This window comes from Streptomyces sp. NBC_01352 (assembly GCF_036237295.1).
GTDB lineage: Bacteria > Actinomycetota > Actinomycetes > Streptomycetales > Streptomycetaceae > Streptomyces > Streptomyces plumbiresistens.
The window spans coordinates 10,766,432-10,780,316 of the sequence record NZ_CP108354.1 but is presented as its reverse complement, the minus strand read 5'-3'; the positions used below and the strand labels follow the sequence as shown (position 1 = coordinate 10,780,316).

The 13,885-nt window shown below is 67.8% G+C and carries 12 protein-coding genes; 6 read left to right on the top strand and 6 right to left on the bottom strand.

Features of this window, described 5'->3' with window-relative positions:
• The first annotated feature begins 52 nt into the window (after positions 1 to 52).
• From tnpA to OG252_RS49480, 3 genes are all read left to right on the top strand, one after another.
• The gene (gene tnpA, locus OG252_RS49490; protein WP_266449003.1) at positions 53 to 421 is read left to right on the top strand and encodes an IS200/IS605 family transposase; all 369 of its coding nucleotides are present in this window, start codon (positions 53 to 55) and stop codon (positions 419 to 421) included.
• A 181-nt stretch (positions 422 to 602) separates the two neighbouring features.
• On the top strand, positions 603 to 1,649 hold the full coding sequence (locus tag OG252_RS49485) for a glucose 1-dehydrogenase (protein WP_329344733.1): 1,047 nt from the start codon (positions 603 to 605) through the stop codon (positions 1,647 to 1,649).
• 36 nt (positions 1,650 to 1,685) lie between these two features.
• Complete coding sequence (locus OG252_RS49480) at positions 1,686 to 2,195, top strand: gluconokinase (RefSeq protein WP_266446988.1); 510 nt, start codon at positions 1,686 to 1,688, stop codon at positions 2,193 to 2,195.
• A 104-nt stretch (positions 2,196 to 2,299) separates the two neighbouring features.
• Here OG252_RS49480 and OG252_RS49475 read toward each other — a convergent pair whose 3' ends face one another.
• A complete protein-coding gene (locus tag OG252_RS49475; protein WP_329344730.1) occupies positions 2,300 to 2,521 on the bottom strand; it encodes a hypothetical protein in 222 nt (73 codons plus the stop codon).
• Positions 2,522 to 2,702: 181 nt separating this feature from the next.
• Between OG252_RS49475 and OG252_RS49470 the strand changes: the two genes are divergently transcribed.
• From OG252_RS49470 to OG252_RS49460, 3 genes are all read left to right on the top strand, one after another.
• Entirely contained in the window at positions 2,703 to 3,326 is a 624-nt protein-coding gene (locus OG252_RS49470) for a TetR/AcrR family transcriptional regulator (protein ID WP_329344729.1), read from the top strand.
• Between the two features lie 928 nt (positions 3,327 to 4,254).
• Positions 4,255 to 6,462: an MMPL family transporter gene (locus tag OG252_RS49465; RefSeq protein WP_329344727.1), complete on the top strand. Its 2,208-nt coding sequence runs from the start codon at positions 4,255 to 4,257 to the stop codon at positions 6,460 to 6,462.
• Between the two features lie 118 nt (positions 6,463 to 6,580).
• On the top strand, positions 6,581 to 7,237 hold the full coding sequence (locus OG252_RS49460) for a helix-turn-helix transcriptional regulator (protein WP_266446984.1): 657 nt from the start codon (positions 6,581 to 6,583) through the stop codon (positions 7,235 to 7,237).
• Between the two features lie 18 nt (positions 7,238 to 7,255).
• Here OG252_RS49460 and OG252_RS52530 read toward each other — a convergent pair whose 3' ends face one another.
• The 5 genes from OG252_RS52530 to OG252_RS49435 all read right to left on the bottom strand — a co-directional run bounded on the left by OG252_RS52530 (position 7,256) and on the right by OG252_RS49435 (position 13,766).
• On the bottom strand, positions 7,256 to 7,627 hold the full coding sequence (locus OG252_RS52530) for a hypothetical protein (RefSeq protein ID WP_443068470.1): 372 nt from the start codon (positions 7,625 to 7,627) through the stop codon (positions 7,256 to 7,258).
• A 196-nt stretch (positions 7,628 to 7,823) separates the two neighbouring features.
• Positions 7,824 to 9,212 (bottom strand): glycoside hydrolase family 43 protein, encoded by a 1,389-nt coding sequence (locus OG252_RS49450; protein WP_329344724.1) that lies wholly within the window; start codon positions 9,210 to 9,212, stop codon positions 7,824 to 7,826.
• Positions 9,213 to 9,715: 503 nt separating this feature from the next.
• The gene (gene rph, locus OG252_RS49445) at positions 9,716 to 12,313 is read right to left on the bottom strand and encodes a rifamycin-inactivating phosphotransferase (protein ID WP_329344723.1); all 2,598 of its coding nucleotides are present in this window, start codon (positions 12,311 to 12,313) and stop codon (positions 9,716 to 9,718) included.
• A gap of 479 nt (positions 12,314 to 12,792) precedes the next feature.
• Positions 12,793 to 13,611, bottom strand: coding sequence for an ABC transporter permease (locus OG252_RS49440; RefSeq protein WP_329344720.1), 819 nt, complete (start codon positions 13,609 to 13,611; stop codon positions 12,793 to 12,795).
• Positions 13,608 to 13,766 carry a hypothetical protein gene (locus OG252_RS49435; protein WP_329344717.1) on the bottom strand — a complete coding sequence of 53 codons (159 nt, stop codon included), beginning with the start codon at positions 13,764 to 13,766 and terminating at the stop codon, positions 13,608 to 13,610. Before OG252_RS49435 ends, OG252_RS49440 begins: the two co-directional genes overlap by 4 nt.
• Between the last annotated feature and the right edge of the window lie 119 nt (positions 13,767 to 13,885).

Below are 13,885 nucleotides of genomic sequence, written 5' to 3'. Positions count from 1 at the left end.
AAGCTGGGGGCCAAACCCTGGTATTCGCAGGGGCCGTAGCGTTGTCTAGACCCTGCACGCACACTTGGTCTTCACCCCCAAGTACCGGCGCGGACCGTTCACCGACGAGATCCTTCGGCGCTGCGAAGAGGTCATGCGCGACGTGTGCACCGACTTCGGCGCGGAGCTGCTGGAGTTCAACGGCGAACGCGATCACGTCCACCTGCTCGTGCACTACCCGCCCAAGGTCGCCATCTCCCGCCTCGTCGGCTCCCTCAAGGGCGTCTCCGCCCGGCGCCTGCGGCAGGAGTTCCCCGGCCACATCCGCAAGTACCTGTGGGGCGAACGCTTCTGGTCGCCGTCCTACTTCGCTGCCTCGTGCGGCGGCGCCCCGCTCTCTGTCATCAAGGAGTACATCGAGAACCAGAAACGTCCCGGCTGAGGTCAATAGAGCAGACCCGTGCGCCCGCGCGGGTCAGAGCAGTGTTAGAAGCGCTTCCTCCCGGTGTGAACGCCCAGGGTTCCACGCTAGATCATGCTGAAAAGCTCTGAGCGGGGCAGGGGTCAAGCAGCGGTGCGCCCTGACATGAGGTGGCGCCTGACGAGAGGGACCGAGGGTGGCGATGCGTGCGGTGACCGTGCGGCCCGGCGAGAAGGACTCCGCAGCGGTACGGGATGTGCCTGAGCCCGTCCCAGCGGCCGACGAGTTGTTGGTGCAGGGCCTGGCCGTGGGGGTGTGCGGAACGGACAAGGAGATTGTCCGCGGCGAGTACGGCTGGGCCCCACCTGGACGTGAGTGGCTGGTACTGGGGCACGAGTCTCTCGGACGGGTGCGGCAGGCGCCGCCCGGCAGCGAGTTCTCGGCCGGCGACCTTGTCGCCGGAGTGGTACGGCGGCCGGACCCCGAGCCGTGCGGGGCCTGCGCACGTGGGGAGTTCGACATGTGCCGCAACGGCCGCTACACCGAACGCGGTATCAAAGAGATCGACGGTTACGGCTCGCAGGCGTGGTGCGTGGAAGCCGACTACGCGGTGAAGCTGGAGCCGCATCTGGAGCACGTCGGTGTGCTCATGGAACCGACCTCGGTGGTGGCCAAGGCATGGGAACAGGTCGAGCGTGTCGGTGCCCGCTCGTGGTTCGAACCCCGCTGCGTCCTGGTCACCGGTGCGGGGCCGATCGGTCTGCTGGCCGCCCTCCTGGGCACACAGCGCGGGCTGGAGGTGCATGTGGTCGACCGGGTGACCGAAGGGCCCAAGCCCGCACTCGTACGGGACTTGGGCGCCGTTTACCACTCACAGGACATCGAGCAGATCATGTCCGCCGTGTGCCCGGATGTCGTCATCGAAGCCACGGGTGCGAGCGAGCCCGTCTTCGCCTCGCTGACGGGCACCGCGTCCTACGGAGTGGTGTGCCTGACCGGTGTGTCGCCTGCCGGTCGCACGATGGCCGTGGACGCGGGCGCCATCAACAGGGAGATCGTGCTGCAGAACGACGCGGTGGTGGGCTCGGTCAACGCCAACCTGCGTCACTACCGCCAGGCGGCCGACGCGCTGGCGAGGGCCGACCTGTCATGGCTCGGTCGCATGATCACCCGGCGGGTACCGCTGGAGCGCGCGACGGAGGCGTTCACGCCACAACCGAATGACGTCAAGGTCATCATCGAGTTGTAGGCGGCAGGATCCGATGGCAGGTCCTAGCCTGGACGGATGTCTCACAGCACTGTTCCCCTGGTCGTGGTGATGGGCGTGTCGGGCTCGGGCAAAACCACCGTGGGCCACCTGCTGGCACAGGGTCTGGGTGTTCCTTGTGCCGAGGGGGACGACTTCCACCCCGCAGCGAATGTGGCGAAGATGCGAGCCGGCCACCCGCTCGATGACGAAGACCGCCGCCCCTGGCTGGACAAGATCGCACGATGGCTGACCGGACATGCGGACAGCGGCGGTGTGGTGACCTGCTCGGCGCTGAAGCGGCGCTACCGCGACCGGCTTGCTTCCGCCGCACCGCACGTCCTTTTTCTCCACCTCGACGGCTCGTCTGAGCTGATCGCCGCACGGATCACCGCGCGACAGGGCCACTTCATGCCGCCCGAGCTGCTCCGTACGCAGATTGCCGACCTCGAACCACTCGGCGACGACGAAGCGGGCGCGGCCATCCCGATCGACGGCACGCCACAGCAGACCGCTGCCCTCGCTCTCGCCGCCGTCACCTCCTCCTGAGCCGTTCACACTTCGCAGCCGCACCCGCCCGCTGTCGTTGCGAACTGGCACCCGGTCACGCGGGGCGAAGGCGAACACCTCTGTGGCAACCGTTGCAGTGGCCGTCACGGAGGACGGCAGAGTGATCGATGCCGAGCTGAAACGACCCGGAACAAAGTCCTGCTGGAAATGAAATGGGCCGACTCGTACATCGGCTGCCTGGATTGTCGATGTCTCAGATTCAGACAGCGCCGGGCCCGGGTGTGCCGCTCCAGATGCGTGTACGGAAGGTTCCGCTCCGCCAGGGCCCTCGCGACCGCCGGCCCGGCAAGCCCCGCCCCGATCACGCACGTATCAAACTGGCCTTTCCGTCAGGGCCTGCCCCTCGTTCGTCCCGCTTCAAAGGCGCTGGGAACGTGTTCATCCGCCGCTCAGCAGGACTGACCTGCGCGGCGACGGCAGCCAGCTGCGCGCCGCCTGACTTGTTCGGACGACTTATTCAGGAGACTCAGTCGGTATGATGCAGTCATGGCTCACGTTCCCGCGGCCGAGCGCCGCCCTCAGCTGATCAAAGCGGCCATCGCTTATATGACAAGGGAAGGGGTCGCGGCCGGAAGCACTCGGGCCATCGCCGCCGAACTGGGAGTGGCCCAGGCCACGGTGCACTACACCTTCGGCACGAAGGAGGGGCTGTACCGCGCCGTCATGGAGCAGCTCACACACGATCTGATCGCGCAGGTCGAGCGGGCCGCGCCGGCCGGCGCGGGGTTCGAGGAGACAGTGAGCACGCTGGCCGCCGCCCTGTGGCGGACGGTCCGCGAGCAGCCCGCCAGCCATCAGCTCCTCACGGAACTGACCATGTTCGCGCTCCGCTCCCCCGCCTTGAGCGAGGCCCTCGAGAGTCACAACCGGAGTGTGACCGAGGTGACGGCGAGGCTGGTGGCCGAGGCGGCCGAGCGCACCGGCCAGCCCCTTGCCCAACCTGCGGAAACGATTGCACGGTTCTTCCTCGCCGGCTTCGACGGGCTGACCACACAACGCCTCTCCCACCCCGATGAGGAGGCCGAGCACACCTGCCTCCAGGCCTTCGTGTCCGCCGTGGTGGCCATGGCCGCCGGTCGGCTGGACCTGGTGTCCGTGCCTGCGAGCTGACAGCGGTCACACACTCGTACGTTACATACTCGCCCGAGTTCGGTCGCCGGCCGACTAATGCCATGAGCACACCCGGTTCACCGCTGAGGGGCGTTGCTGAACCTCTCGCGACGGATGGACCTTCCCCCGGTTTGCCGTAGACGGCCACGCACTTCATGAACGTGCTGAAGGGCAGGCCCTCGAACAGCTGGTGATCTGCTGCGACAGCAGCAGCCCCCTGGCAATCCCAGCCTTGCACAGCGGCGTTCGTAGGACATGCCGTCCGGTTCACAGGCGTACGAGGCCTGCCACGCCGTCGGCGGGGACAGTTTGCCCGCCCGTGATGTGCGCCCGAAGGACCACTTGACTGCACCGTCGCGCATGCAGCCCCTCTCGCGCAGGCACGGCGGCCTCGTACGTGGCCACACCGACTTCCTTGGCTTCGACGGGAAGCGGTCCTGGGTGGAGCCGACGAACTGCCCGCCGATCTCCGTCGCCCGGCCCTCGCCGAGATCGTGATGGAGCATCCGCCCGGCGACCGGCCCAGGCTTCCAGGACGGTCACGGACTTGGCCGCCGCGACGAGCTCCCGCGCCGCCGTCAAGCTGTGCCAGTCCCGCGCAACCCGCCAACGGGTGCTGGAGCCGAGAGGCTGACGTCGTTGTGATCCGCGCAGCTGCGAGCGCCACGCAGGCATGTTGTCAATCGACAAGGTCGCTCGATTTCGTCGACTGAAAGTACCGTATGGCCTGCGCTTTTGGCGAGAGCGGCGCATGCGACAGGCGTCCGACTCGGTCGTTCGACTTGAGCAGGTGATAAAGTCGCCCTATCGAACGAGGCGGCCGTCGGCTGGACCCGTCACGTGGCCGGAGTCCGACAGGTGTCACCTCCACTTCCCGCCCAAGTCCGCGTTCGAGCGGGCGGGACCCCACTGTCCTAGGGAGTTCGTCATGGCCGTCCTGCTCCACCGGCTGGGCCACAAGGCCTACCAGCAGCGAAAGCTCGTCCTGGGCATATGGCTCTTCGTCCTGGCCGCGCTCATCACGTGCGTCAGCATCTTCAGTGGCAAGCTCGACGACCGCTTCGCAGTGCCCGGCACCGAGTCGCAGCGTGCACTGGACAGCCTGAGCAAGACCCTCCCGGAAGGATCGGGCGCAGGCGCCGAGATCGTCTTCACCGCCCCCAAGGGCCACCAGGTCACCGAAGCCCCCTACGCCGCGACCATCGCCCGGACCGTGACGGAGGCCAAGAAGGCTCCCCAGGTCAGCGAGGTCGTCGACCCCCGCGCCTCCGGCGCCGTCTCGGCCGACCGGACCACGGCGATCGTCCAGGTCCAGTACCGCGTGCAGAGCGCGCAGGTCCGTGCCTCATCGGTGGACGCGATCGAGGACGCAGCCAAAGCGGCAGAGAAGGGCGGGCTGAAGACGTCGGTGGGCGGGTCCGTGTACAGCAGCAAAGGCGTCCACGTCGGCCCGTCGGAGATCATCGGCGTGGCCGTTGCTCTGCTCGTCCTCGTCGTCACCTTCGGTTCGTTGCTGGCCGCCGGCATGGCGCTGATGCCCGCACTGATCGGTGTGGCGGTCGGTCTGGCCGGGCTGCTCGCTCTCGCGCCGGCGGTCAGCATCTCCTCCACTGCCGTCACGCTCGCCCTCATGCTGGGCCTGGCCGTCGGCATCGACTACGTCCTGTTCATCCTCTCCCGCCACCGACAGCAACTGGCCCGCGGAACCGACCCCAAGGAATCCATCGCGCTGGCCACCGGCACCGCCGGAAGTGCCGTGGTCTTCGCGGGCATCACCGTGATCATCGCGCTCGCCGCGCTGAGCGTCATCGGCATCCCGTTCCTCACCACGATGGGTCTTGGGGCCGCCGGAGCCGTACTCATCGCCGTACTGGCCGCGATCACCCTCGTCCCCGCCGTCGCGGGATTCGCCGGCTCCCGGCTCACCCCCAAGCCCGGCAGCCGCGCCGCCCGGCGGGCCGCCGACGCCGAGGGCTCCACCGGCCGCACCACGATGGGCACTCGCTGGACCAAGTGGGTCATCGCCAAGCCGCTTCTGACGGTGCTCGCCGCGGCGGGCACTCTGTTGACCCTCGCCCTGCCCGCCACGGAAATGCGCCTGGCTCTGCCCGACAACGGCTCGGCTCCGCACACCTCCTCCGAGCGCAAGGCCTACGACACGATCAGCGACACGTTCGGTCCCGGCTTTAACGGCCCGCTCCTCGTACTGGCCGAGACCAAGAACGGCACGGCTTCCGCGAGTGCGCAGGCCGGCGCACAGGTGGCCCAGAAGCTGCGGACCCTCAAGAACGTCAAGGCCGTCCTGCCGCCCCAGCCCACCAGCGACCCGGGACAGAGCGTCATTACCGTCCTCCCCGCCTCCGGCCCGGACAGCGTCCGTACCGGCCGGCTTGTCCGTGACATCCGCAAGGCCGCGCCCGACATCCGTGAGAGCACCGGCGCCTCCGTCGCACTCACCGGCACCACCGCCGTCAACATCGACGTCTCCAACCGGCTCAGCGACTCCCTGCTGCCCTTCGTCACCATCGTCGTCGGCCTCAGTCTGCTCCTGCTGATGATCGTCTTCCGATCGCTGGTGATCCCCGTCAAGGCCGCCATCGGCTTCCTGCTCTCGGTAGGCGCCTCGCTCGGCCTGGTCGTCGCCGTCTTCCAGTGGGGCTGGCTGGCCGACACCCTTGATGTGCCGCACAGCGGCCCCGTCGTCAGCTTCCTGCCCATCATCCTGATCGGCGTGCTCTTCGGACTGGCCATGGACTACGAGGTGTTCCTCGTGTCCGGTATGCGCGAGGAATGGGCACATACCCGCCGGGCCCGCCAGTCGGTCATCGACGGCGCACGCCACAGCGTACGGGTCGTCACCGCGGCCGCGCTGATCATGTTCACCGTCTTCGCCGGGTTCTTCCCCCTGGACGACCCCCTGATCAAACCCATCGCGTTCGCCCTGGCCGTCGGCGTGGCCGTCGATGCCTTCGCCGTCCGTATGACACTCGTACCCGCGGTGCTCGCCCTCGCCGGCCGGGGCGCCTGGTGGCTGCCGGCCTGGCTGAACAGGATCCTGCCCGACCTCGACATCGAAGGAACCAGCCTCCAGAAGACTCCGGCGACGGACCAGAAGGAACCACAGCCTGTCTCCTGAGCCGTTGAGCCCACCGGGCGGGCTCGCGGGCGGCGTCGACCTCGTCGCGAGCCCGCCCACCTGAGCGGCGCCACAGCCGACCAAATCCCCACACCCATGGCGACCCAAGGGACGAACGATGCACCGGGTACTCCTGACGGGCGGCCCCGCTCTCACGCGCGACGCCTACGCACGCATCATCGAGGACTCCGCCCTCCTGACCGTCCAGGCCCAGAGCCCCGACCTCACCCACGCTCTGGCGCAACTCCCTTCTCTGCGACCCGACATTCTCCTCATCGACGCCCTGGCCCTGGCCCTCTCCCCATGGACCACCACGCTGCTGTGCCTGCGCCGCGCCGCCGCCCATACCGCGCTCGCCGTCATCGGCGACACGCCCTCCGAGGAGATCAGTTCACTCCTGCAGGTCGGAGTCACCGGCATTCTCGGCCCACGCATCGAGGCCGACCCCTTCGTGACGGCACTCGCCCTGATAAGCCAGGGAGGAACGGTCATCTCCTCGCCGTCCGCCACGACGAAGATCTCCGCCACTTCGCCGAGTCCCGCGCTGGACCAACTCTCCACGAGGGAGCGCCAGATCCTCGCCATGATTGCCACCCAGCCGGACAACAAGACGCTGGCACAGCTCCTCGGCATCAGCCCCCTCACGGTCAAGTCCCACGTGAACCGGATCCTGCGAAAGCTCGGCGCTTCCTCCCGCGCCCACCTGGTCACGATCGCCTACGAGAGCGGACTCATCAGCCCCGGACTGCTGGCCGGGCGCACGCCCGCGTACTGAGAATCAGCCAGTGGGTTTCTACGATGCCGCCGACCGGAGGGCACCATGACTGTGGACGCGTACGCCCCGCCCATCACGGTACGGTGCCCTCCCGGCGACAGCCTCATGCTGCACGCAGCCATCCACCGCGTAGCGCCGCGGCGTCGCGGTCTTCGTCGCCGACGGACTGATCCGCGACCTGACTGAGGTCCGGGAGATCGGCATTCCGATGTTCGGCCGGGCGTGATCCCAGCCGTCGGCGTTGCGGACGCCCTGCCACCAGCCGTCGTCGAGGTCGACGTACTGGTGGCCCGCTGCTGGTATGCGGGAGGAGACCAGGGCGTCCGTCTGCTGCTTGATGACGTCGTAGCCGATGCTGCGGGCGAAGCTGTTCCAGGACGTCCAGGCCATCGGCGGCGGGGTGACGGCTGCCTGCGTGGTGCTCCCCCCTCTCCCCCGGTCGGCTCGGCGGACAGCGGTGCCGACGACTCGTGGCCGGCTACCGCCGTCAGGCCTGCCAGACCGAGGGCGAGGGCGACGACCCGCAGGGTGACACGTCTGGCTTACCTTCGTACGGAACCGTGCGCCATACGGGTGTCCTCCCTCGTCAGTATCCGACGCGGAAAGTGGCGTCCTGCCGCTCCGTGGTCGTGGAGATCGGGTCGATGCGCAGCACGTAGTTCGAGTGGCGGATGTACCGGGTCGGGTAGTTGTACGAGCGGAACGACGCCCAACTCGCGTCCGCCAGGCCCGCCGTGCGGTAGAAGGTCGCGTCCGCCGAGAACGTCGACGTGCCGTCGCTGACGTCGAGCTGGAGCTGGTAGTTGTAGTGGCGCAGGTACCTCGTCGGGAACTTGACCGACTGGAACGAGACGCCGGCGGGGTCGGCGAGACCGGGGACGAGCTTCCACTGGGAGTCGGAGGGCGGGTCGATGGGGTACTCGTCGATGCGGCCGATGTAGTTGGAGTGGCGGATGTAACGGGCCGGGAGGTTGTAGGACTTCAGGCGGTTCCAGGCCGGCGCGCCCCACTTGGTGATGAGGTTGTCGTACTGAGCCGTGGTGATGGTCGTGATGCCGCAGTGCTTGGAGTTCAGGGGCTGGGTGTAGGTCTTCTGGTCGAGGGCGGTCCAGGTGCCCGAGGCGAGGTCGGTGGACTGCCAGGCGTAGAAGACGCCGTTGGGGGTGTAGGTGTCGCCCCACAGGTACCAGGTGCTGGACGTCAGGGACTTGACGAGGGTCGGGGCCTCGGTGCCGCCGTGGGCGACGCCCGTGGTGAACTCCTTGAAGCTGCCCGGGTCGAGGGAGGTGGATCGCGTCCCGACGAGCGTCTGGTTCTTCTTGAAGTACATGTAGTTGACGCCGTTGACGCCGACGGCCATGTCGCCGTCGATCACGTCGTAGCCCGGGTCGAAGAAGACCTGGGGAGCGGAGGCGGTGAGGAAGTCGGTCGTGTAGTTGACCATGATGACGTTGTGGCCACTGCTGTTGACGGCGGAGTAGATGATCGCGTACTGGCCGCGGCCCGCGTCCCAGAACGCCTCGGGCGCCCAGCAGTGCGTGTTCATGTCGTGCAGCTTCAGCCGCCGGTAGCCGGTGAAGGTACGCAGGTCGGCCGAGTCCCACACATGGATGTACTGGCTGACGTAGCTCCAGTCGGTGCCCTTGAGGTCGGTGGCGAGGACCACGAAGGTGCCGTCCTGCTTGCGCAGGATGAACGGGTCGCGCAGGCCCAGCGCGCCGGCGGTGGGGGTGACCACCGGGTTGTTCTGGTTGAGCGGCGTCCAGTTCAGCGAGTCCTTGCTGACGGCGAGATGGAGGCCGTAGTCGGTCCCCTCGCCAAGGCTGGTCGACTCGGTGAAGTAGCACATCACGTACGCCGAGTCGGCGGCGTACGCGGTGCCGGCACCGAGGGTCAGGGCGCCGGTCACGGCCAGAGGCGTGGCGGTGGCCATGCCGAGGAAGTGACGGCGGGAGGGGGCGGGGCGGGGAGTCATGCGCGCTCCAAGGGGTGTGCGGTGCCCTCAGGTGACGATCAGTCGGAGAAACTGACAGTTCCGGTCGATATACCGAACAGAGTTCGGTAAGTCGGTCAGAAGGTAGAGTCCCGCCATGAGCGCGTCAATCACTCTGCCCAACCTTTGTGATTCCTGTACCTCCGGAACGCGCGTGCCCCGGCCGGAAAACCGCGCCCCGGGCCGGAAGACGGAGCAGTGAAGGCACTTGGGTGAAGAGTGCGGTGTGGCAACGATGCGCCACGGCGACCTCAGGATGAGGCGGCGCAGCCCGATCCGGCCCGGGGCGCGCGGACGCCTGCTGCTCGCCAGGGCGACCCAGCCGACGGTGCCCGCTGAGGAGGAGCCAGAGGCGGAGGGTCCCCTCGAAACAGTTGGGTCGTGTGCGCGTTGTGGGCGGCGGTCGTGGGGGTGGTCATCAACCGCTTGGCGTTGTTTGGCCGGAAGCTACGGATCGGGCTGCTCGGTGTGGTCGGTGTGGTCGGTCAAGACAGGATCTCGACGTACCCCTCGGTTCCGTGCACGCGGATCCGCTGCCCGTCCCGGATCAGCCGCGAGGCGTGCTCCACGCCCACGACGGCCGGCAAGCCGTACTCCCGGGCGATCACTGCGCCATGGGTCATCAGACCGCCAACTTCCGTAACCAGGCCCGCAATTCCGACGAACAGCGGCGACCAGCTGGGGTCCGTGGAGGTCGTGACCAGGATGTCGCCCGCTTCGAGTTCGGCCTCCGCCATGTCAAGGATGACGCGGGCCCGTCCCTCGATGGTCCCGGCGGAAACCGGCAGGCCGATCAGGGCGCCGGCCGGGACGTCTTCGCGCCGGTACGCCCCGGTGACGGCCTCACCGTCCGAGGTGAGCACCCGGGGTGGTGTGAGCGCGTGATACGCCCGGAACGCGTCCTTGCGCTGCTGGATGAGCTGGTCATCTACCTGGTTCGAGCGCACGACGTCGTGGAGTTCTTGGAAGGTGAGGTAGAAGATGTCCTCCTTCTCAGGAAGCACGTTGGCCTGCACAAGGCGCTCGGCCTCCTCCAGCAGGGCCTGCTTGTAGACGAAGTAGCGGCAGACGATGGCGTACTTCGGGTACTCCCGGTACCCGATGAAGGTTCGGACCCGGTCGATCATCCGCTTGGTCTCGTCGGCCTTGTGCTCCCCGTCCGGCAGAGCCCGCAAGCGTGACAGCACGTCCTGTTCCTTCTTCCGCGCCTTCTGCCGCCCTTGCTCGAAACGCCGCTGGGCGGCACCCGGCTCGAAGTTCCTGACGTTGTCGAGGATCACGGGCACGAGCGTGGTGGGGCGCTCGCGCCAACGTGGCCTCGTGATGTCGATCTCGCCGACGCAGCGCATGCCGTACCGGTCGAGGTAGGTCTCGATGGCGTCGCGCGCTTCGGTCCCGCCCGCGAGCTTCGCCAGCTCGTCCAGGAAGCCCTCCTCCTCGACGACCTGCAGGAACGCCACCACCTCCGCATGTGGGCGGATCACATCCGCGACGTCGAGCAGCGCCAGTCCCATCTCGGAGGTGACGTTGCCGGGGGCGGACAGGGTGAGCGTGTCAGCCGCGTTCTTCTCGCCCAGCCACTCCAGCAGCTTGTCGTTGAGCCACCACGTGGCCTCCATCCCCGCCATGATCGCCTGCAGGTTCAGCGGGTCACCGAGGACCCGCTTGTGCTCCTCGAAGGCCTCCAACAGGAAGTCGAACAGCGCCGGTCCGGTCTTCGTCCGGATGTCGCGCTCCAGGGCGGCGATGGACGCCTGGCTGCGCTCGATCAGCTCGGTGACGATGGCCGGATCGGTCTCGATCGGGGCGGACGCACCGCCGGCCGGCGGCCCGCCGGGACCCGTGTCCGGGAACGACGGGACGAAATCCTCGCGGTCGAGGACGGTCTCCAGAGCGTCCCTGATCAGCGGATCGCCTCTCCCCATGACGTCCAGGAGGCCGGCGCGGCTCGCGGGGGAGGCCAGGCGCCGGGTGACGTCGACGAACAGCCTCCCGCCGGCCTCGTGCATCGGCACCATGGCCGTCAGCGGCCACACGGAGAGCCCCAGGGGCTTCATGGGGTCGGTCATCATCTGCCCATGACCGACGGAGACGTAGACGTGATTCTCCTGGTCGCCGGTCTCGGGGATGGGGAACAGCGTCGTGATCGGCCGGCTCTGAACGATCTGGAAGCCATCGTCGACCAGGCACCATTCGATGTCCTGCGGGCGACCGAAGTGCGCTTCGATCCGCCGCCCGAGCTGCACGAGCCGCACGACCTGCGCATCTGTCAGCGCCGGCTGCTCCTGCCGCTGCGAGTCGACCGCCACTTCCTGCGTACCGCCGGCCGGCAGGGCCTGGACGGCACGCTGTTTGGCGGCGATCGCCTTGGCGACGACTTCGCCGTCTCGCACCTTGAAGACGTCCGGATTCACCAGGCCGGAGACCAGGGCCTCGCCGAGGCCGAAGCCGGCGTCCACGGTGGCGACCTTCCGGTTGCCCGTGGCGGGGTCGGCCGTGAACAGGATGCCGGCCGCATGCGGGAACACCATCTGCTGCACGACCACGGCCATGTGGACCGTACGGTGGTCGATGCCGTTGCGCTGGCGGTAGGTCACGGCCCGCTCGGTGAACAGCGAGGCCCAGCACCGGCTGACGTGCTGGAGAATCGCCGTCGGCCCCACGACGTTCAGATACGTGTCGTGCTGGCCGGCGAAGGAAGCCGTCGGCATGTCCTCGGCCGTCGCACTGGATCGGACTGCGTAGGCGGCTTGCTCGCCGACCTGGTCGAGCGCGCGGGCGATCGCCGCCGCGACATCGCCCGGGATAGCAATCCCTTCGATGGTCCGGCGAATCTGCGCGCTGAGCGTGCGGATCGCCTCCCGGTCGTCCGGGTCCAGGCGCGACAGCTGATCGAGCCGATCATCGATCGACGGCCCTTCAGCCATGATCCGCCGGAAGGCCTCCGTCGTCACGCAAAAGCCACCCGGCACGCGGATGCCTTCGATCCGCGACAGCCTGCCCAAGTGCGCGCCCTTGCCGCCAACGACGGCGACCTTCGTCTCGTCAACCTCTTGAAGACCCAACACGTACGGCTCGATCACTGCGACACCTCCGAGGCAGCCGTGCTCCGTTGCACCGCGGTGGCCGATCGAATCACCGGCTCCTCCAACTCTGTCGAACCTCTTGTCGAGCACGTCCTCATCCCCGGTTGCCTTGCCTCTGAGCCAGCAATCGCACCTGGCGGTCCCTCCACTGGTTCGACGTCACCGCGTCCCCATGCGTCGTCAACAACACACGCACGTCGTGCTCCCATCTCCGCAGGTTGGGGCATCGGCCGACGATTCTCCGGCGTGACCCGGGTCTTGCGGCAAGCCCCCCAGCGCGCTATACGTTGAGAGTGGCAAGGAGAGAGTTCTCCTTGCCTTTGCCATTTGCCGTCCAGTGGAACTGACGAGCTGGGCGCAGGTGTCGGCGGCCGCAGTGAGCAGGGCGGCGGCAGGCCAAGGGAGCGTGAGCGGGGCGTACAGGACCGCCCAGCCGCCCACTGTGAGGGCTGTACGTGCGGCGGTGACCTCGGTCCCTACCTGATCCGACAGACAGAGCCTTCGTTCGGGTCGCGGTTGAACAGCGAGGTCGACCAGCGGGAGCCGAGTGCGGTCAGGCCGATACACCAGGCCAGGGCGAGCCACCCGTTGTGGCCGATCCCGGTGCCGAGCAGCAGGCCGCGCAGGGTCTCGATGGCGGGCGTGAAGGGCTGGTACTCGGCGATCGGCTGGAACCAGCCCGGGATCGCGTCGATGGGGACGAAGGCGGACGAGATGAGCGGGAGGAGGATCAGCGGCGTTGCCATGTTGCCGGCCGCCTCGGGATTCGGGCCGGCCATCCCCATCCCGACCGCGATCCAGGTGAGCGCCAGGGTGAACAGTGCGATCAGTCCGAACGCCGCCAGCCACTCCAGGACGGTGGCGCCCGTGGACCGAAATCCGATGGCCACCGCGATGGCACCGACGAGGACCACCAGACTGGCGAGCACCTGCAGCGCGCTGCCCACGACGTGCCCGACCAGCACGGACCCGCGGTAGACCGCCATCGTGCGAAAACGCGCGATCAGCCCCTCCGCCATGTCCATGGAGACGGAGATCGCGGCCCCGATCACGGTGCTGCCGATGGTCATCAGCAGCAGGCCCGGGACGAGATAGGCGATGTAGTCCGAACGGTCGGCACCGCCGCCCCCGATGCCCGCACTCATCACGCCCCCGAAGACGTAGACGAAGAGCAACAGCAGCATGATCGGCGTGAGCAACAGATTCAGCGTCATGGACGGGTATCGGCGCGCGTGCAGCAGATTACGGCGCAGCATCGTGGACGAGTCCCGCACGGCGAGAGACAGGGCGCTCATCGGACGCCCTCCTTGGGCTGGTTGGTTTTCGGCTGGTTGGTTTTCGGCTGGTTGGTTTTCGGCTGGTTGGCTTTCGGCTGGTTGGTGCCGCCCATGCTGATCTGCGGAAGCTCAGAGAAGGCGACCTGAGCGATTGTGGCTCCATGCATGCTCATGCGCTTTTGGACGCGTCACATGGCACCAGGCGGCACCGGATGGCGCCATATGGTGTCACCCGGCGTCATGTGGTGCCACGTGGTGCCACGTGATGTCGCAAGAACGTGGCCAGCCTTCG